Consider the following 22,334-nt stretch of genomic DNA (forward strand, 5'->3'; position numbering starts at 1 on the left):
CCGCTTGCTACTCCCGGATCGCCTCCACCCGGACCACCGCGCCGGGCGGGGCCGGCGGCACCAGGTTGCCGTCGATCCGCTCGCCGTCGACCAGCAGATACGTCACCCGGGCACCGGTGCCCCGGACAGTGATCTCGTAGGTGGCGCCGCGGAACCCGCGGGTCGCCTCGAACCCGGGCCAGCCGGACGGCAGCACCGGATCGATCCGCAGACCCGCGAAGTCCGGGCGGATACCGAGGATCCACTGGGTGATCGCCACGAAGTTCCAGGCGGCGGTGCCGGTCAGCCACGAGTTCTTGGCCTCGCCGTGAGTCGGTGCGTCCCGCCCGGCGATCATCTGGGCGTAGACGTACGGCTCGGTCCGGTGTGTCTCGCTGATCTCCTCGCGCGCCGACGGGTTGATCCGGCGGTAGTAGTCGTAGGCCCGATCGCCGTTGCCCACCATCGTCTCGGCGATCATGATCCACGGGTTGGTGTGGCAGAAGATGCCGGCGTTCTCCTTGTAACCCGGCGGGTACGAGGAGATCTCCCCCAACTCGATCCGGTAACTCGAATACGCCGGCTGCTGCAGCACGATGCCGTGCGGAGTGGCCAGCCGCTCGGCCACACTGTCCAGCGCCTTCACCGCCAGCCCGTCGTCCAGGCCCACCCCGCCGAGCACACAGATGCCCTGCGGTTCGATGAAGATCTGCCCCTCGTCGTTCTCGCCGGAGCCGATCACGGTGCCGTGGAAGTCGTACGCCCGGCGGAACCAGGCCCCGTCCCAGCCGTGTTCGGTGATCGTGCCGGCCATCTTCTCGGCCGCCGCCCGGTAGACGACCTCCTCGCCGTCCTGCCCGCGCAGCCCCGCGATCACCGCCAGTTCCTTGGCCGCGAGCACGAACAGTCCGGCGATGAACACCGACTCGGCGACCCCGCCTGATGCGTTCTCGGTCGTCTGGAACGGCTCCCCCGGAGTGTCGGAGAAACAGTTCAGGTTCAGGCAGTCGTTCCAGTCGGCGCGGCCGATCAGCGGCAGCCCGTGCGGGCCCAGCCGGTCCAGGGTGTACCGCAGCGACCGCTGCAGGTGCTCGTAGAGCGGCGCCTCACTGCCCTCGACGTTGTCGAACGGCACCGGCTCGTCCAGGAAGGTGTGGTCCCCGGTCTCCCGCAGATAGGCGGCCACCCCCAGGATCAGCCACAACGGGTCGTCGTTGAAACCGTCACCGATGTCGTTGTTGCCACGTTTCGTCAACGGCTGGTACTGGTGGTAGGCGCCACCGTCCGCCTTCTGGGTGGCCGCGATGTCCAGGATCCGTTCCCGGGCCCGTTCCGGGATCATGTGCACGAACCCGAGCAGGTCCTGGTTGGAGTCGCGGAACCCCATGCCCCGGCCGATCCCGGACTCGTAGAACGAGGTGGACCGGCTCAGGTTGAAGGTGACCAGACACTGGTAGGCGTTCCAGACGTTGACCATCCGGTTCGTGTCGCCGTCCGGGGTCTGCACGGTCAGGGAGCCGAGCAGCTGATCCCAGTAGGCGCGCAGGTCGTCGAACCCCCGTTGCACCTGCGCACTGTCCAGCCAGCGGTCGATGACCGGCCGTACCCGCGTCTTGTTGATGGTCTGGGAGCCCGGCGGGTCGAACTTGTCGTCCTTCGGGTTCTCCGCGTAGCCCAGCACGAAGACGACCTCGCGGGTCTCCCCCGGTTCCAGGTGCACCCGGACGTGGTGGCTGCCGATCGGTTGCCAGCCGTGCGCGATCTCGTTCTTCGCGGTGCCGTTCTCCACGACGAGCGGGCGGTCCCAGCCCCGGTAGGGGCCGAGGAAGGTCTCCCGCTGCGTGTCGAAGCCCTGAAGGTCGTCTTTCGCGGACGTGCCGAAATACGCGAAGTGGTCGCGGCGCTCGCGGTACTCGGTCTTGTGGTAGATCACGCCATCGACGACTTCGACCTGGCCGGTGTTGAAGTTGCGTTGATAGTTGGTGGCGTCATCCTGTGCGTCCCAGAGACAGAATTCGACCGACGAAAAGAGCGAAAGTTCCGCTTTTTTCGTACGATTATTGGTCACGCGCACGCGCCAGACCTCGAGGGTCTCGTTCAGTGGTGCGAAGTAGAGGGTCTCCGCCCGGATCCCGCCCCGCGAGGACGCGATCTTCGTGTAGGAGAGCCCGTGCCGGCACTCGTAGTCGTCGAGTTCCCGCTCCGGAGTCGGCTGCCAGGACGGTGACCAGTAGTCGCCGGTCTCGTCGTCCCGCACGTACACATAACGGCCGCCCAGATCGAGCGGCGCGTTGTTGTAGCGGTAGCGGGTCAGCCGCCGCAGCCGGGCGTCACGGTAGAACGAGTAGCCACCGCCCGTGTTGGACACGATCCCGAAGTAGGCATCGGTGCCGAGGTAGTTGATCCACGGCAGAGGCGTATCCGGCCGATCGATGACGTACTCACGCTGCTCATCGTCGAATTGCCCGTAGCGCAACAGGTCCTCCCGCGTCGCAGTCGTTCCCGCCCGGCCCAACGCCGTCGGCCTGGAAGCGCCTTGGGAGCGCTCCCATAATGTTCATTTTACCGCCCGGACACCCCGTTGGGACCAGACCGAAAAGCCCCTTGAAGTTCCACACCACTTCGCCCGGCGATCTCACACACTGTGCGACTCGATCCGATCCGGCAATGCTCCCCTTGCTGCACAAGCTGACCACCCGCCTGGCCACCACGTACGGCACGGTCGTGGTGGAAGACCTCAACGTCACCGGCATGCTGGCAAACCGCAGGCTCGCCCGGCACATCGCCGACGCCGGGTTCGCGGATATCCGCCGTCAGCTCGCTAACGGATCTGGGTGAGTACCAGGACGCCGACGACGGTGGCCGTGGCGAGCAACAGTGAGACCATCAGCGCGTACGTGGCGCGGGGCAGGCGGGCCATGGCGAGCTGGTCACTGACGTAAGGGATGACCGACGAGCAGATGCCCACGCCGACCGCGGCGGCCAGCGCGACCGGGTCGGTGAAAGCCGGTGCCGCCGGCCCGATGCCGATCGGCAGGGCGATGACGGCGGCGATCAGCATCGACAGGGCGAGACCGTCGATGCCGCCGACCTGGCGGCTGCGCGCGACGCGGTGCCCGAGCACGATGTAGAGGGCGAACAGCACGGCGTTGGCGACGGCGAAGACGATGCCGAGTGGTTCGGCGACCAGCCGTACGTCGGTCAGCAGGTACACCCCGCCGACCGCGGCGATCAGTGCGGCGATGTTGCGCCGGGTCCGAGCGGCGAACGCGGCCAGCACGATGACCGGCAGGAACTCGATCGCGGCGACGGTGCCCAGTGGAAGACGGTCGATGGCCAGGTAGACCCGCGGGCTACCTCGGCCGAGCTGGCGCGCCGGGTGAGCATGTCCGCGCCCGCCGTGCGGGAACGGCTGGCCCGCCTCGAACAAGCAGGTGTCATTCGCGGATATCGTCTCGACATCGACCCCGCCGCCATCGGCCTGCCCGTCGCCGCGTGGGTGCGGATCCGGCCCGGTCCGGGCCAGCTACCCGAGATCGCCGAACTCGCCGGCCGAACCCCGCAGGTCAGTGAATGTCACCGCATCTCCGGCGAGGACTGTTTCCTGCTCAAGGTCCACGTGGCCGCCATCGAGGACCTCGCAGCGGTCTTCGACCAGTTCCTGCTCCACGGCCAGACCCACAGCTCCTTCGTCGTGGCCACGCCGGTACCACCCCGTGCCCCCCAGGGCCACCCGCCAGTAGCCCTGGAGACGGTGTCACGGGGTCCAGGGGTTGGTGATCGCCCAAGTGCTGTCGGCGGCGAACAGGGCGGAGCCGTCGCTGGTGGCGAGACGGATGCGGCCGGCGGCGTGCCGTAGGTACTGGCCGGGGTAGTCGACCGACTCGAACGATTGTCATCCTCTCCGTCCTAAGGGACGGAGATTCCCTCCACGCTGCGTGTGGAACACGCGGCGTCCGGGTGGGTTACCGCTTCACTGCGCGCTGCTGGGACGAGTCCTGGTCTTACGTGCGCTCCACGGTCGTTGAAGTCCGCCTGCCCGGCGGCCTTGATGTTGATCGCCGCGTTGACGTCCCGGTCGTGGTGACTGCCGCACGGGCAGTCCCACTCCCGAACGTCGAGCGGCATCTTGTCGTTGATGCGCCCGCAGTCGGAACACATCCGGGTGGACGGGAAGAACCGGTCCACCCGGGCGAAGACGCGCCCGTATCGAGCGGCCTTGTACTCCAGCATGGCCGTGAAACCCGCCCAGCCCGCGTCGTGCACGGATTTGGCGAGCCGGGTCCGGGCGAGACCGGCGACGCACAGGTCCTCGACGTACACCGCTTGGTTGTCGCGGATGATCGCCGTGGACAGTTTGTGCTGCCAGTCCCGCCGGGTATCGGCCACCCGGGCGTGCGCCCTGGCGACCTTGACGACGGCCTTCTTACGGCGGTTGCTGCTCTTGGTCTTGCGCGCGAGGGCCTGCTGTAGCCGTTTGAGTTTGCGCGCCGCGCGGTGCAGGAACTTCGGCGCGGTCACCTTCGTGCCGTCGGACATGACCGCGAAGTGGGTCAGGCCGAGGTCGATGCCGATCTCGGCGTCGACCGGCGGCAGCGTCTCGTCCTGGCCGATGGTCACGACGAACGAAGCGAAGTACCGGCCAGCCGCGTCCTTGACCACGGTGACCGAGATGGGCTCCGACGGCATGTCGCGCGACCAACGGACCGGCACGTCGCCGATCTTCGGTAGCCGCAGGCAGCCGCTGTCGAGGACCTTGAACCGGGCGTTCTTGGTGAACCGGATGGCCTGCCGGTTGTCCTTGCGCGAGCAGAACCGGGGCGCCGCGATCTTACGGCCCTGGCGTTTGCCGGTCAGGGAGTTGAAGAAGTTGCGGTACGCGGTGTTCAGGTCCGCGAGGGCCTGCTGCAACACCACCGCCGACACTTCGGAAAGCCAGGCCCGGTCGTCGGTGGCCTTGGCCCGGGTGATGACCAGCTTCGACAGGTCGCCGTCGGAGACGTATTTCTCGCCCGCATCGTGGGCCTGGCGGCGCAGCCGCAGTCCGTCGTTGAAAACCACCCGGGCACACCCGAACGCCTGCGCCAGCGCGGCACGCTGAGCGGGATCCGGGGTGATCCGGAAGTTGTACCGGAGCTGCAGAATCCACAATGTACCGTAATCGCGCATGGTCAAAATTCCAGGCATCCGCACTGACAGACACCACGACGCGCGGCCCGAGACCGAGTCTCGGGCCGCGCGAAAGACAACGGATCAGGCTGGCGGAGCACCCGACGGCGGAGTACCACCGGGACCGCCACCGGCCGGAGCACCGCTCGGCGGGGTGCCACCGCCACCGGGGCCACCTTCGCCCGGGGCGCCCGACGGAGGAGCACCGCCGCCACCGGCCGGAGCCGCACCCGCGGTCGGAGTCGTGCTGGTGTCCACCGGCGCCGTCAGCGCCACCGCGTATCCGCCGGCCACGTCACCGGTCACTGTCGCCAACTGCTTGGCACCCGCGTCGTCGCCGAAGACGTTGTCGGACTCCAGCGTCAACTGCGCCAGGTTGGTGACCGAGGACTCGTACCCGGCCTCCTTGTAGACCGTGTCGCAGTACTCCTTGGGGATCGCCACCTGGGAGGTCGCGATCGCCTTGGTGCTGTCGGTGATGCTGGCCTCGTCGGGGTACACCTCGAAGTGGATGTGCGGCCACCGCCCGGTGTAGCAGGCCGGGAAGATGCTGGTGAACTTCACCTTGCCGTCGCTGTCGGCGATCTGCACGCCGCGCAGGTAGTTCTCCTCGGTGACGCCCTCGGAGTACATCGAGTAGAGACCGGCCCGGTCACAGTGCCAGACGTAGACCGCCACTCCGGCGAAGGCGCCGCCGCCGTTCGCCAGGTCGGTGATGGTCAGTTCCAGGGTCATCGGCACACCCTCGGCGGTGCCGGACGCGTCGCCGAAGCTGGTGCGGATGTCGCTGCGCACGATGCCGCTCTGTTCGAGCACGTCCGGGCCGTTGGAGCCGTCACCCGGGTAGGGGCCGGCCGTCTCGTCCGGGATCTCCGTGGACGACGTGGTCCCGGACGAGGCGGTGGCGGTCGTCGTGGAACCGGACGACTCCGTGCTGCACGCCGCCAGCCCGAGGGTGACCGCGCCGATGCCGAAGGCCCGCAGTATCTGCCGCCGGCCCATCAAGGTGCCCAGATCGAATCCCAGCCCCTGGTCGAAGACCTCTTCGTCGGGGTGGGGCAGTGGGCGCCCCTGATAGGTCGGATTCTGCTTGGGACTCACAATTCCTCCGATTTGCCGCTCGGTGGGTGTTACCCGAACAGATAACCAGCGGAAGCTATGGGCCTCCTGTGACGGACTGTCAATGCGGCATGAATCAATACGTGGCGGAGTAGCTGTTGGTGACGAAATCCTTGCCGCCACTCGACGAGGTGATCTCGTACCCGAACTGGATCTGGCTCAGGGTCACGTCGCCGTACCAGCCCCGATTCTTGATCCACTGGAGGACCGCACGGATGTCGACGGTTCCGGCGTTGGTGTTGCTCGTGCGGACGAACGAGAAGACCGCGTTGGAGCCGTTGGATCCGCTGTAGACGGCCCAGGTGTGGCCACCGACGGTGACGTTGGTCTGGAACGTGCCGAGCGGACCGACAGCGCCGTACTTGTTCATCCAGAGCATGATCTCGTACGTGTGACCGTCGGCCCAGATGTCGTACGCGGTGGTGAACGCGACCCCGCTGGCGGGCACGGTCACGTTGAAGCTGCTGGTGGTGGTGCCGAGCGAGGCGACCTTCTTGTTCACGGTGACGCTGGCGTTGGGGTAGGACTTCACGCCGCCGGTGTTGGGATGGTTTGCCCAGACACCCCAGTTGCTCGTCGAGTTGACCCAGAGCGTCTGCGGGCCGGCGCCGCTGCCCCAGATGTTGTTGTAGAGGGTGTAGTTGCCGCTGGTCCAGGTGCCCCACTGGTCGCTGGTCGACCAGACAGCGGCACTCACGGGCGACGGCCCGGCCAGGAGCAGGGCGGACGCCAGGAACACGGACAGAGCGAGACGGATCTTGCGCACGGGGACTCTCCTTGGGGGAGGAGGGATCTTTATCGAAGCGCTTCGATGAATGAGCCTAGGCGATGAGGTAACAGCGGCGCAACACGTCCGATCCACGCTGTCCACATAGGATCACCGAGGGTGATTCTGCGATAAGGTGATCGCCTCACGTCAATGGAAGGAGAACCCGTGGTGGAGGAGACGGTTCCGGCCGGGCTGGACACCACGACGGCCCATCCCGCCCGGCGCTACAACTACTGGCTCGGCGGCAAGGACCATTTCCCCGCCGACCGCGCCTCCGGCGACATGATCGAGAGTGTGCACCCGACGGTCCGGCTGTCCGCCCTGGAGAACCGGGGGTTCCTGCAGCGTGCGGTGCGGTTCCTGGCCGAGGAGGCACGGATCGGCCAGTTCCTGGACATCGGCACCGGCCTGCCCACCGCCGACAACACCCACGAGGTCGCGCAGCGCCGGATGCCCCACGCCCGGGTGGTCTATGTCGACAACGATCCGATGGTCGGCGTGCACGCCCGCGCCCTGCTCAGCAGCACTCCCGAGGGCCGCACGCGGTATATCGAGGAGGATCTGCGCAACCCCGCCGCGATCCTGGCCGACCCGCAGCTCAAGGAGATCCTGGACCTGGAGCAACCGGTCGCGCTGATCCTGATCGCGGTGCTGCACTTCATCAAGGACACCACCGAGGCCCGTGACGTGGTCCGGGAGCTACTCGCGGCCCTGCCCTCCGGCAGCTATCTGGCCGCCTCGAACTTCACCCTCGACTTCACCCCGCCGGAGAAGGCCGCCGTCGCCCGCGACATGATCGCCAAGGGCCGCTCCGACGCGCACCCGCGCACCCGCGCCGAGTTCGCCGGGTTCTTCACCGGCCTCGGCCTGATCGGCCCCGGCGTCGTCCCGGTCTCCGAGTGGCTGCCCGAGGTCCCCGCCCACCAGCGGCCATCCCCGGCCGAGATCGGCATCTACGGAGCAGTCGGCCGAAAACCTTAGATCAACCTCCGATCGGAGTACGCCTGCCGGACGATCCCGCGGGCTGCGCTGGGGATCATGACCTCGTCCCTGACGACCACGATCACGATGATCAGTTCGCGGTTGTCCACGGCCGGGCCCGGTTTACGGCCGGGCACCTTCATGCCGGCGTCCTTGCCGGTAGCAACGGCGGGCACGTGGTTCGCGGCCCGGATGAACCGGGTGTCCAGAACAACCGCAAACTCATGAACCGCTCAGTGCGGTTTGGCGGGTGTGTGGTGTTCGGTGAGGGTGTTGAGGGTGTTGAGGGTGTCGGTGAGTTCGTTGGTAGTCCGATCGAGGAGTGCGGCGAGTCGGGCGTGATGGCGTCTGGGACCGTTGATGTCACCGGTGCGGGCGAGGTCTTCGATGACGGCGCAGGTTTCGGCGATGGCGTGGGCGCCGAGGTTCGTGGCGGAGCTCTTGAGAGCGTGGGCGTGGTAGGCGACGGCGGGCGGGTCGTTGTCGGTGAGGGCTACGCCGATAGCGGTGATCATGGCTGGCGCTCTGGTGATGAAGCTTCCGATGATCTTTTGGATGAACGCGATGTCGGTGGGGGTGTGGTCACCGATCAGTTCTTCGAGGCGTTCGGCCATGAGGGTGTCGTGGCGGCTGGTCGTTTGCTGGGGAGTGGGGTGCGTGACGGGGGCGGTGGCTGTCCAACGGGTGAGGGTGGCGTCGAGGTCGTGGGCGCGGATGGGTTTGGGCAGGTAGTCGTCCATGCCGGCGGTGAGGCATCGGTCGCGTTCGTCTTTGAAGGCGTTGGCGGTCAGGGCGATGATCGGGATGCGGGCGACTTTAGGGCTTTCGCGAATCTTTCTGGCGGCGGTGTACCCGTCCATGTTCGGCATCTGGCAGTCCATGAGGATGGCCTGGTAGGTGCTCTTGGCGGCCAGTTCGAGTGCTTCGAGGCCGTCGTTGGCGATGTCGATGGTGTAACCGAGTTTGGTGAGGATGCCGGTGGCGACCATCTGGTTGGTCTCGTTGTCCTCGACGAGCAGCAGATGTCCGCGGGTCACGGCGGGCTCGGTGTCGGGTGCGGGTCGGATGGCGGTGGTGAGAGCGTCGTAGAGGTCGGAGCGGGAGACGGGTTTGGTCAGGTGGGCGCCGATACCGGCTCGGCGGGCTTCGAAGCTGTTGATCGCTTCGCCGGAGGTCATCAGGATGATGGGCACGGTGGGGATGGCCGGGTTCGCGGTGATGCCGGTGGCCAGTTGCAGGCCGCTCATGCCAGGTATGTGCATGTCGACGATGGCGATGTCGTAGTGGCGCTCGTGGGCTACCGAACGGAGCAGGAGTTGCTCGGCCTGGTCGGCGCTGTCGGCGATGTCGGCGCGCATGCCCCAGCTGCGGACCTGGTCGGCGAGGGTGAGCTGGTTGGTGGCGTTGTCGTCGACGATGAGAACCCGCAGTCGGCTGGGGTCGGCGGCCTCGGTGATGTCGGCGCTGTTCACGGCGGGCAGGGGCAGGGTGACGGTGAAGGTGGTGCCGGCGTTCTCGGCGCTGGTGACGGTGATGTCGCCGCCCATGGCTTCGGCGAGTTGGCGGCTGATGGCCAGGCCGAGGCCGGTGCCGCCGTAGGTGCGGGTGGTCGACGCATCGGCCTGAGTGAACGGCTGGAACATTCGGGTCACGGCTGCCGGATTCATGCCGATGCCGGTGTCGGCGACCTCAACGCGCACGGCTGCCTTGGTGCCGAGGTCGTGGGGGTAGGCGCGGATGGTGACGGTACCTTCGTGGGTGAATTTGACTGCATTGCCGATGAGGTTGAGCAGGATCTGCCGGACCCTGCCAGGGTCGCCGCGGACCACTGCGGGCAGTTCGGGGTGCAGATCGGTGACCAGGGTGAGACCGCGTGTCTTCGCGGACTGTCCGGTGAGGATTGCCACGTCGGCGATGACGGCGGGTAGCCGGAAGTCTGCGTCGTCCAGGACGAACTTCCCGGCTTCGATCTTGGAGAAGTCGAGGATGTCGTTGATGACGGCGAGCAGGGCGTTACCGGCGCCGCGGACCCCGTCGACGTATTTCTGCTGAACGGCGTCGAGGTGGGTGTCGGCGAGCAGGTCGGTCAGGCCGATCACGCCGTTCATCGGAGTGCGGATCTCGTGGCTCATCATGGCCAGGAACTGTGATTTCATCCGGGAGGCTTCCATCGCCTGGTCCCGGGCGTCGGCGAGATTCTGCTCGGTGTTCTTGCTGCCGGTGACGTCATGGGCGACCGCGTACAGGGTGCCGGTGGCGGTGTCGACGGCTGAGTTCCATCGCAGCCACCGATGGGAGCCGTCGGAGTGCCGGTAGCGGTTCTCGAACGCGATCGACTCCGTACCTCCGGCGATTTCGGCTGCTTCGGCGGCGGTGGCCTCGACGTCGTCGGGATGCACGAAGCCAATGAACGGGCGGCCGATCATGTCGGCGACCGGGTATCCCAACGTTTGCGACCAGGCCGGGTTGAGCCGGGCGAACCGCCCCTCGGCATCGATCACGCACAGCAGTTCCGGGGAGAGCCGGAACAGCTGGTCCACGTGTTCGGTCGCCGCCTTGCGGGCGGTGATGTCACGCATGAAGCAGTGGTGTCCGAGCAGGGCGCCGTCGGCGGCCCGATCGGCGATCATGGTGATCTCCTTGTGGAAGACCGTGCCGTCGGTCCGGATCCCGCGGGCTTCGGCGGTGACCGAGCCGTGCTCCAGCATGTACGCGTAGGCGGTACGCAAGCTGGACAGGTCCTCGGGGTGCACGGTCGGTTCCCAGCTGCGGCCCAGCATGTATTCGGCAGTGGTGCCGAGGGTGGCGGCGTAGGCGTGGTTGATCCGCAGATAGCAGCCGGTGGGGTCGATGTAGGCGATGCCCTCGACCGCGAGTTCCAGCACCGCTGACTGCTCCCCCAGCCGGACTTCGAGGGCTTCGTGAGAGGCGATGACCTTGGACATCATCAACGCGGACATGAAGATGACCGCGCAGAAACCCTGCGCGGACAGCATCTGATCCTCGACGGTTCGGGCCTGGGCGAACGGGCCACCGCCGTTCGCTGTCCCGAGTATCACCGACGTGGTCAGCAAGGCCGACATCATCGCGGTGACCTGCGGGCCGAACCGCACCGCTGACCAGAACAGCCCGGGAAGCAGCAGATAAGGCCACTGCCAGGCCTTTAGACCGTCGACTACGGGCGTGAACACGAACCGCACTACGCACGCCTGCAAGGCCAGCAACACACACAACTCCAGGACGCGCGAGGCGGACGACGTCCAGCTTGGCCGGCCAGCGAACACCGCCCGCGCGGCCGGGACCATCACCACTATCCCGAGCAGGTCAGCGGAGAACCAGGCCCACCAGGTCAGGCCGAAGCCGGCCTCGGAGTTTCCGAGCGCGGTGACCACGGTCGCCCCCGCCAGCCCGGCGGCAGCCGCAGCGAACGCGGCCACCGGCAGCAACGCCCGCAGCACCCACCGGGCCGGCATCGACTCACCCGAGCCCCCGGAACGGGCCAGCAGTAACCCACCTAGCACCGCCTCGCCCGTGTTGACCAATGCGAGACAGGCACTCACCAAGAGACTGTTGCCGCCCATAACGTTGCCCGACACGTTGACCAGCAGCAACACCACCCCCAGCAACAGCCACCGGGCGCGTCGGCAATACGCGAACGCCGCGACACCCAGACCAGCGGCCGGCCAGAACGCCGCCAATCCGGCCGGGCCGAATGCCAGCCACAGGCCCACCTCCTGCAACAGCAGGTAGCCGCATGCGAACACCACCACAAGCAGACTGACGCGAGACCAGCTGGGCAAGCCCTTCAGAATCCCCACACCCTCCACGTTCGACCAACGCCGTGGAGAATTGAGTCACATGAGGTGATGGATGCGTGCAGATGTCGATCCTGGGTGCCCCGACAGCGCTGGCCTCACCAGTCGCCTCTTGGCGGTGCCGCAAACCTCGGGAGAAGACCCTGTAACAGCCCGGCCAGCACATCCGGGCTGACGGGCTTAGCCAGATACGGCACTTCAGAGCCGACAATGCCCGCGGCTAGTGCGATGTGCCGAGGAATACCGGTCACATACACGATCTTGATACGGGGGTACGAGGCTGCGACCGCTCGAGCCAGATCGCCTGGCTTCTCGCCGGGAAGGGAGATATCGGCGACAAGCACGCTGATGCGGTCCTGATATTGCTGAAACAGTGCCATCGCCTCGACCTTGCCCGATGCCACGATGACATCGAAGCCACGCTGCCCCAGCGTATGCACCATCGTGTCCCGCACATCGACGTCATCGTCGACCACCAGAACCAAGGGCCCAGAAGAGCCTGTCGAGCTTCCCATGAGATCCCTAAACAATAAATAAACCTTATTCCCGAATGTAGGGTCCAACTCGGCCGTGAACCGGGCCAGGTCCTTCCCCTCCTCGGGCCATGGGGACAAACGGCAGGGGATCTCCTGCGCTGAAGGCATGCCGTGCACGATCAGTACCCCGGGACGGAAGCCCGACCCGCCGAACCGGAAAATCGGCCCGCCTTCAGCCCGCCGACGACGTGTGCCGCGGCGACCCCCATCGAGCCAACTTGAGAGGGCAATCCGTACGTTTTAGGGGTGTTTCGGATTTGAGTATAAGCTAGAACCGCTGGTCACGGGCCATTCGGCTGACTCGGCCAGGGCAGTGTGGGTGAACTGCCCTGGATCCCGACGTCGAGGAACACCACATACCCGTGACCACCGAAAGGCCGTTCCAGCCCGCCGAATCTCCATACGCAAACTCATGACCCACTCAGGAGAACAGCCCCGCATAGGCGTTCAGGGCGGGCTGCCCGCCGAGGTGGGCGTAAAGGACCTTGGAGTCCTTGCCGATCTCGCCGCGCTCGACCAGGTCGATCAGGCCGGCCATCGACTTGCCCTCGTACACCGGGTCGGTGACCATGCCCTCGGTCCGCGCGGCCAGCTTCATCGCGTCGAGCGTGGTCTCGTCGGGGATGCCGTAGATCCCGGCGTGGTAGCGGTCGTCCAGGATGATCTCGTCGTCGGTCAGCTCACGCGCCCCGATCAGAGCGGCGGTGGCACGGGCGATCCGGGCGACCTGCGTGTGGGTCTCGGCCGGTTTGGCGGAGCCGTCGATGCCGATCACCTTGCGGCCCGGGCCTCCGGCTGCGGCGAACCCGGCGATCATGCCGGCCTGGGTGCTGCCGGTGACCGAGCAGACGATCACCGTGTCGAAGAAGACGCCGAGCTGCTTCTCCTGCTCGATCACCTCGTAGGACCAGTTCGCGAAACCCAGCCCGCCTAGACGGTGGTCGCTGGCACCGGCGGGGATGGCGTACGGCGTACCACCGCCGTCCTTGACCTCGGCGATAGCCGCGTCCCAGCTCTCCTTGAAGCCGATGCCGAACCCGGCCTTGACCAGCCGCACGTCAGCTCCGGCCAGCCGGCTGATCAGGATGTTGCCGACCTTGTCGTAGACGCTGTCCGGCCAGTCGACCCAGCTCTCCTGCACGAGCACACACTTGAGCCCGGTGGCGGCGGCGACCGCGGCCACCTGCCGGGTGTGGTTGGACTGCACACCACCGATCGAGACGAGCGTGTCGGCGCCCTGGGCGAGCGCGTCGGCCACCAGATACTCCAGCTTGCGGGTCTTGTTACCGCCGTAGGCGATGCCGGAGTTGACGTCCTCCCGCTTGGCCCAGATCTCGGCGCCACCCAGATGCCGGGTCAGACGGTCGAGGCGGTGCACCGGCGACGGCCCGAACAGCAGCGGGTGACGCGGAAAATCGGAGATGCCCATGGAAACCACCTAACTCAGAGGGTGATGCTGTGATGCAGATGTCCCCAGATCTCGGCGTTGACGGTGACCGCGTTTGCCGCGTCACCGGCGGCCAGAGCCGCGATCAGGTCGTCGTGGAGCCGCACCGAGCGGCCGGCGTCGGCCGAGGTGAACAGCAGGCGCTCGGCCCGCCGGACCAGCGGCGTGTATCTCTCGACCGTGCCGGAGGCCGCGGCGTTGCCATAGGCCAGCAGCGGGATCGCGTGCACCTCGTCGTCGGCGGCCAGCGCGGCCTCGACGTCACCGGCCATGACGGCCGCGGCGAACCGGGCGTTGGCCGACCGCATCGCGTCCAGGTGACCGGGAGTCAGACTCGCACCCCCGTGCCGGACGGCGAGATCGTGCATCGCCCCGAGCACGGCCGCCGCGTCCTCCACGTCCTTGGCGACGACCTCGGTGACCCGGGTGTAGCTCTGCGGTTTCGTCTCGACGAGACCCTCGCTGGTCAGGCGGGCGATGGCGTCCCGGATCGGGGCCCGGGAGATGCCCAGCCGCTCGGCCAGCTCGTCGGGCCGCAGCGCCGCACCGGGCGCGAGGGTGCCGTCCACGATCGCGCCGCGCAGGCGGCCGTAGGCGGTGTCCCTCAGCAGATGCCGTCCGATGCTCTCCACAACTGAAATCTTAGATGCCAACCTGCCGGTTACGCCAGTGCACCAGGTCAGCCGGCCGGTTGGTGATGATGCCGTCCACTCGGATGGTGTCCAGCCGCTTCCAGCGAGCCGGCGAGTCCTCGGTCCAGGCGAACACCGCGACCCCGGCCGCGTGCAGCCGGGCCACCACTGCCGGCCGGGTCAGCAGAGCACTCCCCTTCGGGTTGTACGCGGCCAGCCCCAGCCTCCGGGAGACGGCCACCGGATCCCGGTCGATCGTGGTTCGGAGCAGGGCGATCGGCAGTTCCGGGGCGGCCTGGCGGACCCGGCGCAGCGACACCTCGTCGAAACTCTGCACCAGGACCCGCCCGGTCATCCGCTGCGCCCTGATCACCCGTACGACCGCAAGGATCTGGGTCTTGGTGTGTGCTCCTTTGATCTCCACGAGCACTCTGCCGTTGTGCCGCCGCACGTAGGCGAGCTGCTGGGCCAGGGTCGGCAGCCGGGTCCCGGCGTACTTGCGGGCGAACCACGAACCGGCGTCGAGCCTGGTCAGACGGGCCGAGGTCAGCTTGCGGATCGCGCCGGTGCCGTTCGTGGTCCGGGTGACCGTGCGGTCGTGCAGGACGAACGGCACCCCGTCCCGGCTCGGCTGGGTGTCCGTCTCGATCCAGTCGGAGCCGGCTTCCAGCGCCAGCCGGGTGGCGGGCAGGGTGTTCTCCGGCGCGCTCGCGGAGGCGCCGCGGTGCGCGACCACGACGACCGGAGCACCCGGCGCGCGCAGGGGGACGGCGGGTTTCGCCAGGGCGGCGGACGGGGTGACGAGACCGGCGAGGACCAGGACCGCGGACAGGGCGAACACTGAGGTTCTACGCATACCGTCACGCTAGGTAAGGTCGATGAACCGGCCGGTAACGACACATGTCGATGGGATTGGGGTGCCGTGACCGGGCGGCAACCCGGTCAACCTCCGCCGGAGGCTCCGCTGGTGGGCCTAACGTCCCTAGGGTGAGCGTCACCGGTCAGGACATCCGCGACGCGGTGCTCGGTCTGGTGCCCACCGCGCTCGCCCTGACCGTGGCGTCGTGGCTGCTCATCGGGCTCGACCTGGGCAACTGGTGGGTGGGCCCGGCAGTGGCGGTCGCGGCCGCGGCCGGAGACGGCCTGACCCGGCCGGTGCTGCGGTTACTGGCCCGGTGGTACGGGGCGGTGGCGGCGCTGGTCCTCGGCGTACTCACGCAGGTGTTGATCGTCGGTCTCACCCTGCTCTCGATCCCGCAGGTCCGCCTCGACGGCTGGGACACCGTGCTCGGCGCGTTCACCGTGGTCGGCGTGGTCTCGGTGGTGGTGCAGTGGGTGCTCGGGGTGAACGACAGCTCCTACCTGGTCGCCGACCTGCTCCGGCAGGCCCGCCGCCGGGCCCGCCGACAGGGTGCCGCCCCGCCGAAGGCCGTCCCCGGACTGGTCGTGGTGCAGATCGACGGGCTGTCCCATCCGCTGCTGCGGCACGGCATCACCAGCGGGGTGCTGCCCACCCTGTCGCGCTGGGTCCGGTCCGGCAGCCACGACGCGACCTCCTGGTGGGCCCGGGTCCCGTCGACCACCCCGGCCAGCCAGGCCGCCCTGCTGCACGGCAACAACGACGGCATCCCGGCGTTCCGCTGGTACGACCGGGCGCTCGGCCGGCTCGTCGTCGCCAACCGGCCGGCCGACGCCGAATCGATCGAGAAGCGGGTCTCCGACGGGCACGGCCTGCTCAGCGGCGGTGGAGTGAGCATCTCCAACATGTTCAGTGGCGACGCCGCCACCGCGCTGATGGTGATGAGCCGGGCCGGCCGGCGCGGCGGCCTCGGGCCGGGCAGTGACTACCTGCGGTTCTTCGCCCGGCCGTTCATCCTGGTCCGGTCACTGGTGCTGACCGTCGGTGAGATCGTCAAGGAGCTGTACCAGGGGCGGCAGCAGCGAATGCGGGGCATCGAACCGCGGATCCACCGGCGCGGGTACTACCCGCTGCTGCGCGGGCTCACCAACGTGCTGCTGCGGGACCTGAACGTGGCACTGGTCGCCGAGCACATGATGCGCGGGGCTCCGGTGATCTTCGTCGACTTCGTGGACTACGACGAGATCGCCCACCACGCCGGCGTCGCCCGGCCCGAGTCACTGGACGCGCTCGCCGGTGTCGACCGAGTGCTCGGCACCCTCGAACAGATCGCGGCGGCCGCCCCACGCGGCTACCGCTTCGTGGTGCTCTCCGACCACGGGCAGAGTCAGGGGCCGACGTTTCGCCAGCTCACCGGACGTACCCTCGAAGAAGTGGTCCGGTCGCACCTGGACGGGCCGCGGACCGCGACCATCACCGCCACCGGTGACGTGGAAGGGTGGGGCCCGGTCAACGCCCTGCTCGCCGACCTGCTCGGCACCCAGGGACCACTGGGGTTCTTCGCCCGGCGGCGGTCCTCCGGCGCACCGGCCGGCATGCTCGTCGGGCCGCCCGACACCGCACCGAACGGCGATCTCGTCGTGGTCGGGTCGGGCAATCTGGGGCTGATCTGGTTCCCGCGCCTACCCGCCCCGGTCACTCTGGAGGATCTGCGGGAGCGGTACCCGATGCTGATCCCCGGACTGCTCGGCGAGCCCGGCATCGGATTCCTCGTCGCCGAAAGCTCCCGCGGCCCCCTGGCGATCGGGCCGCGCGGGGTGCACGTGCTGCGCGACGGAACCGTGCAGGGCGAGGATCCGCTGGCGCCGTTCGGGCCGCGGGCCGCCGGGGACCTGCTGCGCGTCGCCGGTTTTGACAACGCCGCCGACCTCTGGGTGCACTCCACACTCGACCCGAGCACCGACGAGGTGCACGCCTTCGAGGAGCTGGTGGGCTGCCACGGCGGGCTCGGCGGCGGGCAGAACGACGCGGTCCTGGTCCATCCGCGCGACTGGCCGGTGGACGACGATCTGTTCGACGACGGTGTGCTGTACGGCGCCGACCGTGTCCATCAGCAGCTCGTGCGCTGGCTGCGCGCGGCCGGGCTGCGCTGAACCGCAGCGGGGCGGTGGATCGGGATCCCGATCCACCGCCCCGGCGATTCCTACCGCGGGTCAGTTACCGCGCTTGGTGGCCTTCTCGTCCGCACCGGCCTCGGCGTCCTCAGCGGCACCGGCTTCCTCGGCAGCACCGGCTTCCTCGGCCCCCGCGTCCTCGGCACCGGCGTCACCGGCGGCGGCCGCGGCCTTCGCGTCGGCCAGGGCCAGGCAGGACTGCAGGAACACCTGCTGGGCGGCGGTCACCGCGGCGAGGTCGTCGGCGGCTGCGCCTTCCTCGGCAGCGGCGCCCTCTTCAGCGGCGGCACCCTCCTCGGCAGCGCCGTTGCCCTTCTCCTTCTCGGCCTTCTCGGCCTTCTCCTTCTTGGCGGCCTTCAGGATCTTGACGTACTTCCGGGCCAGGGCGCGGTTGTGGGCGCGGGCGGCAGCCGGGTCCTCGGCGGCCTCCTCAGCGGCTCCGGCCTCCTCGGCGGCTCCGGCCTCCTCAGCGGCTCCGGCTTCTTCGGCTGCTCCGGCCTCCTCGGCGCCGTTCTCGGCACCCGCGGCGGCGATGTCGGCCGCGAACGTGTCGCAGGCCGCTTCCAGCGTGACCGCGGCGGCCGCCGCGACGTCTCCGGCGTCCTGCGCCTCGACCGGGGCCAGCTGCTCGCCGTCACAGATCACGGCGCCGGCGTTGATCTCGAGCTGGGCACAGTTCGAGATGTCGAACTGCTGCCCGTCGACGTTCACCAGATCGGCGACGGAACCCTGGGCACCGGGCTTCGCGTCGGTGCTGGCATTGGCGAGCTGCACACCGGCGATGCCGCTGACCACGAGAACGCCCGCGACCACCGCCGCGCCGATCGTCTTCCGCCGATTGTCCGGGTTCCGTCGGTACGAGCGCGGCCTCATAATCACTCCTCGTCGTGGGACTTCGATGTCGTCGGTCGGGGTGCGATACGGGCGCCGAGGGCCGTCAGGTTCAACGGCTTTTGTCGAATCCTCGATGCACCACCCCTTACCAGGGCATGAAAGTCCTGTTCAGAGCAGATTTTTCGGGGTGCCGGAAATTTTTCTCGGCGTCCCACTTTTCAGCGACTCGGTGAACGCAAACCTGAGTGGACCGTCGGGTCACCCACCACTCGTCACCCAGAGTGACTCGGGCCGGCTGATCGTTTTCGCGCTACGGTGAGGTCAGCGGATCTCGACTTCGTAGAGGGAGTAGCCGTACTGGTTGCTGCGCTTGACCCCGGCCATCCGGACATAACGGGCGATATTGTCCACCAGCGAGACCGTCACCTTGCCGCCGGTGCCGGCGGTGGTGGAGTAGACGCGCTGCCACGACTTGCCATCGGCGGAGGTCTCCACCCGGTACGCGATGGCGTAAGCGTTCTCCCAGCTCAGCACGATCTGACTGAGCTGCCAACGCTCGCGCAGGTCCACTTTGAGCCACTGCGCGTCGGTGAAACCACTCGACCATCGCGACACCGGGTCACCGTCGCAGGCGTACTGCGGGAGCCAGTGCGAACCCTCCGAGTCCGAGGCGGACACCGCGGCCCGCAACGCCAGGTTGACGCCCGACGGGTTCGCCTTGCCGGTGGGCCGGGGGGCCGGAGCGGTCGTGGACGGCACCGTGGCCGCGGCCTCGACCGGGGGGACCGAAGCCGACGGCACCGGACCGGCACTGGCGGACAGGCTCGGGGCTCCCGACGGGGCGGAATCGGTCGGGACCGGCACGGACTCCGGCGCGCTGTAGACCGGTTCGCCGAGGGTGTACGGCGAGCTGGCGGCGACCACGTCGGTGGCCGCGCCCGGTTCGCGCCGATCGGCCAGGATCAGCCCGGCCGGCACGGCGATCGCCACCGCGAGCCCGACGGCGATCAGGGCCCAGCGGCGACTCGTGGGCCGCCGCCGTTCCGGGGTCGCCGCCGGTTCGGGGGCGGGCTCGGGTGGCCGGGCGGTCAGAGCCGGATACGCACCTGTGGCGTTCGGGCCCACGCGCGGGATCTGTGGCATCCGGGTGAGCCGCAGGCTGTCCGCACGGGACGGTTTGCGCTGCTGCTCCGGCTGTTCGTTGTCGCGCCCGTCCATCCCGGAGCCCCCACGTTCGATGTGACCTACGCGACCCGGTGATCGCCGCGCGATATCTTGGCGCACCAAGGACACCACATGGTTTCGGTAGGGCCGTGCGGGCATCGTCGGCAGGGCCGGAAGCAGGCATTGGTGCCGTCGAATGTGAATGCGGTCACATCTAGCGTGTCGGGCTTTTCCGGCTCCGGTGGACAGGGACGGGCGCGGTGAACCAGCCGCACACCCGCCCCCGGCTCACTTCACCTCACGGCACCGGCGTGTTGAGCACAACCTTGCGGACCGCGGCCCGCACGACGTTCTTGAAGTCCCGGTCCGACGGCTCCTTGACCCCGATCAAACCCACGGTCAAAGACAGGTCGCGGTACGCCACGAAGGCCATCTTCCCGCGCATCGTCATCTCGACGTCGGGCTGTTTCACGTCGAACTTCATCCCCACGGTGATCGACTCGTCGCCCAGCATCGGGTTCCAGTCCAGCGACTCCATCTCCAGCACGGCACCCGGCGTCTTGGTCACCGGGCACTCGTCCAGCACCGTCTCGGTGTCGGTGACCATGTCGAGAGCCACCTTCGGCCCTGTCGCGGCCAGCATCTCGACCACCACGACACTCTTCTTCTCGTGCAGGAAGAGAGCGGTGGCACTGCGGACGTCATCGGGTTTCCCGACCGGCGCTTTCGGCGGTGGTGCACACGGATCCACATTCGTCCGATATCCGCCGACCATCCCGGAGAACATCTGATCGATGTGCGGCATGTCCTGCGGGACGAAACCCTTCGGCACGTCTTTCTCGGTGAGCAACGCCTTCTTGAGTTTCTTCGACTCCTTGGCGCCTTTGTCCCCACCCTGGTCCGCCGGCTGTTCAGCGGTCGGTTGCGGTGGTGGCGGGGCCGCGCTCGCCGAGGTGGGCAGGCCCACCACAGACGTCAGCCCGAGTCCGGCGGAAAGCATGAATACCGCCGGAAGCGTGATTGTTTTGTGCTTTAATACCCCCATTCCTTCACCCTAGTCAGCAATTTTCCCCCCATCCGGCGAATGGCTGACAACGATTGTCGGCGGGCGGGGTCAGGATCGGTGGACGATCCGCCCGTCGACGACGGTGAGCAGCACCGGGGAGTCAGCGAACTCGTCCGGGGTCGCGGCCAGCGGGTCGAGGCCGAAGACCGTCAGGTCGGCGCGGTAGCCGGGGATCAACCGGCCGGTCACCCCACCCAGCCCCGCCGCGGCCGCCGCCTCCGACGTGTACCCCTCCAGCGCCATCCGGGCCGTCAGAGCCTGCTCCGGCAGAACCGGTTCGACGTCCGGCTGCCCCGCCGGGCGGCGCAGCCGGGCCGCCGCGATGATCCCACGCGGGTCGAAACCGGCGACCGGCCAGTCCGAGCCCAGCGCCAGCCGGGCACCACGATCACGCAGGTCACGAGCCCGGAACGCCCGGTCGGCACGACGTTTGCCGAGCCGGGTGGACCAGTTGTCGCTGTGGTCGGCGCGGGTCCAGCCGGTGCAGTGGGTGGGCTGCATGCTGGCGGTCACGTCGAGTTCGGCGAGCCGTTCGATCAGCGCGGTCGGCATCGTCTCCAGATGCTCCAGCCGGTGCGGCACCGCGGTCCGGGGCAGGGCGGCGTAGGTGTCGAGCACGAACCGGACCCCGGCGTCACCGATGGCGTGCGTGACGATCGGGACACCACGGTCGGCCAGGTACCGGGCGGCCTCGGTGTACTCCGCGGGATCGGGCCATAGACACGCCGTGGACTCGCCGTGCGTGTCCGGTTCGTCCAGCCAGGCGGTGCCTCCGTCGACCGTACCGTCGATCATGAATTTTGCCCCTTGCACCTCCCAGCGACGACCCGCGAGGCGTTGCCGGGCGAGCACGTCGTCGAGGGCGTCCCGCCCGCCGCCGGGCATCACGAACGGTGCGCACCGCCACCGGACCGGCAGCTCACCGGCGTCCTCCAGAGCCCGGAACAGTTCCAGCGAGTCCGCCTCGAAGTCCATCGCGTTCGCCGCGGTCAAGCCGCACGCCGCCATCCGGTGCAGCAGATCGGTCAGCCGGGCCCGCCGGTCGGCCGGCTCGTCGTCCGGCAGCAGCGCCCGGACCAGGTCCAGCGCCTCGATCTCCAGCAGGTGCCCGGTCGGCCGCCGGTCCGCGTCACAGACCACACTCGCGCCGGACGCGAACCCGCGCGGCCCGGTCACCCCGGCGAGTTCCAGCGCACGCGGGCTGACCACTGCCGAATGCGCGTCGAAGAACAACAGGAACACCGGGACGTCCGGCCCGACCGCCGCCACCAGCGGAGCGTGGGTGATCGGCGCGCCCGCGAAGACGTTCGGATCCAGCCCCCATCCCTCCAGCCAGCCGCCCGGCGCGACGTTCGCGGCAGCCAAGGTCGATTCAAGATCATTGATGGTACGTACGGACGACAGATCCACCCCGCGCGTCAACCCGATACCCATGACCGGATGAAAGTGACCGTCCACCAGCCCAGGAGTGACGGTGGCCGCCCCCAGATCGACGACCTCGGTGTCCGGGCCACACCAGTCACGCACGTCGCAGCGGTCCCCGACCGCCGTGATCACCCCACCTCCGACGGCGACGGCGGTCGGCGAACCGTCACCGGCCAGGGTGTGGATCCGGTCAGCAAGCAGAATCAGATCGGCGGTGCTCACGTGGCGCTCCCCTCCGTGCGGCACGCTCCACGTGCCGTGACCCTCGCCAGTTAGTACCGCCGAACCGGCGTCCCGGTTCACACCCCATGTCCGAACTCCAGCCACCGTCACTCTCACCAGCCGATATCGCCCGCCACCGGCTT

Annotated in this window: 18 protein-coding genes and 2 pseudogenes; 4 read left to right on the forward strand and 16 right to left on the reverse strand. The window is 68.3% G+C overall.

What is annotated here, in order from left to right; all coding sequences use genetic code 11:
- Positions 1 to 7: 7 nt before the first annotated feature.
- Positions 8 to 2,455, reverse strand: coding sequence for a GH36-type glycosyl hydrolase domain-containing protein (locus BLU81_RS23015; protein ID WP_092546565.1), 2,448 nt, complete (start codon positions 2,453 to 2,455; stop codon positions 8 to 10).
- A 191-nt stretch (positions 2,456 to 2,646) separates the two neighbouring features.
- Here BLU81_RS23015 and BLU81_RS48510 point away from each other — a divergent pair, with 191 nt between their 5' ends.
- Positions 2,647 to 2,817: a transposase gene (locus BLU81_RS48510; RefSeq protein WP_197686354.1), complete on the forward strand. Its 171-nt coding sequence runs from the start codon at positions 2,647 to 2,649 to the stop codon at positions 2,815 to 2,817.
- Here the strand turns inward: BLU81_RS48510 and BLU81_RS23020 are convergent.
- A pseudogene (locus BLU81_RS23020) lies at positions 2,801 to 3,322 on the reverse strand (EamA family transporter); the annotation flags it as partial. The gene BLU81_RS48510 and the pseudogene BLU81_RS23020 sit on opposite strands and share 17 nt — an antisense overlap.
- Before the next feature lie 24 nt (positions 3,323 to 3,346).
- Between BLU81_RS23020 and BLU81_RS49940 the strand changes: the two are divergent.
- A pseudogene (locus BLU81_RS49940) lies at positions 3,347 to 3,703 on the forward strand (Lrp/AsnC family transcriptional regulator); the annotation flags it as partial.
- A 33-nt stretch (positions 3,704 to 3,736) separates the two neighbouring features.
- Here BLU81_RS49940 and BLU81_RS52105 read toward each other — a convergent pair.
- The 4 genes from BLU81_RS52105 to BLU81_RS23045 all read right to left on the reverse strand — a co-directional run bounded on the left by BLU81_RS52105 (position 3,737) and on the right by BLU81_RS23045 (position 7,033).
- Positions 3,737 to 3,817 (reverse strand): hypothetical protein, encoded by an 81-nt coding sequence (locus BLU81_RS52105; protein ID WP_239135561.1) that lies wholly within the window; start codon positions 3,815 to 3,817, stop codon positions 3,737 to 3,739.
- A 71-nt stretch (positions 3,818 to 3,888) separates the two neighbouring features.
- On the reverse strand, positions 3,889 to 5,148 hold the full coding sequence (locus BLU81_RS23035) for an RNA-guided endonuclease InsQ/TnpB family protein (RefSeq protein WP_092546567.1): 1,260 nt from the start codon (positions 5,146 to 5,148) through the stop codon (positions 3,889 to 3,891).
- Positions 5,149 to 5,232: 84 nt separating this feature from the next.
- The gene (locus BLU81_RS23040) at positions 5,233 to 6,249 is read right to left on the reverse strand and encodes an intradiol ring-cleavage dioxygenase (RefSeq protein ID WP_231954714.1); all 1,017 of its coding nucleotides are present in this window, start codon (positions 6,247 to 6,249) and stop codon (positions 5,233 to 5,235) included.
- 94 nt (positions 6,250 to 6,343) lie between these two features.
- Complete coding sequence (locus BLU81_RS23045) at positions 6,344 to 7,033, reverse strand: glycoside hydrolase family 12 protein (RefSeq protein WP_092546568.1); 690 nt, start codon at positions 7,031 to 7,033, stop codon at positions 6,344 to 6,346.
- A 168-nt stretch (positions 7,034 to 7,201) separates the two neighbouring features.
- Here BLU81_RS23045 and BLU81_RS23050 point away from each other — a divergent pair, with 168 nt between their 5' ends.
- Entirely contained in the window at positions 7,202 to 8,017 is an 816-nt protein-coding gene (locus BLU81_RS23050) for an SAM-dependent methyltransferase (protein ID WP_231954715.1), read from the forward strand.
- On the opposite strand, the gene BLU81_RS52110 is transcribed toward BLU81_RS23050, so the two are convergent.
- The 6 genes from BLU81_RS52110 to BLU81_RS23080 all read right to left on the reverse strand — a co-directional run bounded on the left by BLU81_RS52110 (position 8,014) and on the right by BLU81_RS23080 (position 15,303).
- On the reverse strand, positions 8,014 to 8,160 hold the full coding sequence (locus tag BLU81_RS52110) for a hypothetical protein (RefSeq protein ID WP_231954716.1): 147 nt from the start codon (positions 8,158 to 8,160) through the stop codon (positions 8,014 to 8,016). The genes BLU81_RS23050 and BLU81_RS52110 overlap by 4 nt on opposite strands.
- A gap of 90 nt (positions 8,161 to 8,250) precedes the next feature.
- Complete coding sequence (locus BLU81_RS51610; RefSeq protein WP_172890606.1) at positions 8,251 to 11,817, reverse strand: response regulator; 3,567 nt, start codon at positions 11,815 to 11,817, stop codon at positions 8,251 to 8,253.
- 113 nt (positions 11,818 to 11,930) lie between these two features.
- Positions 11,931 to 12,308: a response regulator gene (locus BLU81_RS23065; protein ID WP_231954808.1), complete on the reverse strand. Its 378-nt coding sequence runs from the start codon at positions 12,306 to 12,308 to the stop codon at positions 11,931 to 11,933.
- Positions 12,309 to 12,789: 481 nt separating this feature from the next.
- The gene (locus BLU81_RS23070) at positions 12,790 to 13,797 is read right to left on the reverse strand and encodes a 1-aminocyclopropane-1-carboxylate deaminase (protein WP_092546573.1); all 1,008 of its coding nucleotides are present in this window, start codon (positions 13,795 to 13,797) and stop codon (positions 12,790 to 12,792) included.
- A gap of 14 nt (positions 13,798 to 13,811) precedes the next feature.
- Positions 13,812 to 14,447, reverse strand: coding sequence for a GntR family transcriptional regulator (locus BLU81_RS23075; protein WP_092546574.1), 636 nt, complete (start codon positions 14,445 to 14,447; stop codon positions 13,812 to 13,814).
- Positions 14,448 to 14,457: 10 nt separating this feature from the next.
- Positions 14,458 to 15,303, reverse strand: coding sequence for a glycerophosphodiester phosphodiesterase (locus BLU81_RS23080; RefSeq protein ID WP_092546575.1), 846 nt, complete (start codon positions 15,301 to 15,303; stop codon positions 14,458 to 14,460).
- 131 nt (positions 15,304 to 15,434) lie between these two features.
- Here BLU81_RS23080 and BLU81_RS23085 point away from each other — a divergent pair, with 131 nt between their 5' ends.
- Positions 15,435 to 17,459 (forward strand): alkaline phosphatase family protein, encoded by a 2,025-nt coding sequence (locus BLU81_RS23085; protein ID WP_172890607.1) that lies wholly within the window; start codon positions 15,435 to 15,437, stop codon positions 17,457 to 17,459.
- A 60-nt stretch (positions 17,460 to 17,519) separates the two neighbouring features.
- On the opposite strand, the gene BLU81_RS23090 is transcribed toward BLU81_RS23085, so the two are convergent.
- The 4 genes from BLU81_RS23090 to BLU81_RS23105 form a co-directional block, all read right to left on the reverse strand.
- A complete protein-coding gene (locus tag BLU81_RS23090; protein ID WP_231954717.1) occupies positions 17,520 to 18,353 on the reverse strand; it encodes a hypothetical protein in 834 nt (277 codons plus the stop codon).
- Positions 18,354 to 18,635: 282 nt separating this feature from the next.
- Entirely contained in the window at positions 18,636 to 19,532 is an 897-nt protein-coding gene (locus BLU81_RS23095) for a discoidin domain-containing protein (protein ID WP_092546578.1), read from the reverse strand.
- Between the two features lie 244 nt (positions 19,533 to 19,776).
- The gene (locus BLU81_RS23100) at positions 19,777 to 20,478 is read right to left on the reverse strand and encodes a hypothetical protein (protein WP_092546579.1); all 702 of its coding nucleotides are present in this window, start codon (positions 20,476 to 20,478) and stop codon (positions 19,777 to 19,779) included.
- Positions 20,479 to 20,592: 114 nt separating this feature from the next.
- Complete coding sequence (locus BLU81_RS23105; RefSeq protein WP_231954718.1) at positions 20,593 to 22,191, reverse strand: amidohydrolase; 1,599 nt, start codon at positions 22,189 to 22,191, stop codon at positions 20,593 to 20,595.
- Positions 22,192 to 22,334: the final 143 nt, after the last annotated feature.

Source organism: Actinoplanes derwentensis, from assembly GCF_900104725.1.
Taxonomy (GTDB): Bacteria; Actinomycetota; Actinomycetes; order Mycobacteriales; family Micromonosporaceae; genus Actinoplanes; species Actinoplanes derwentensis.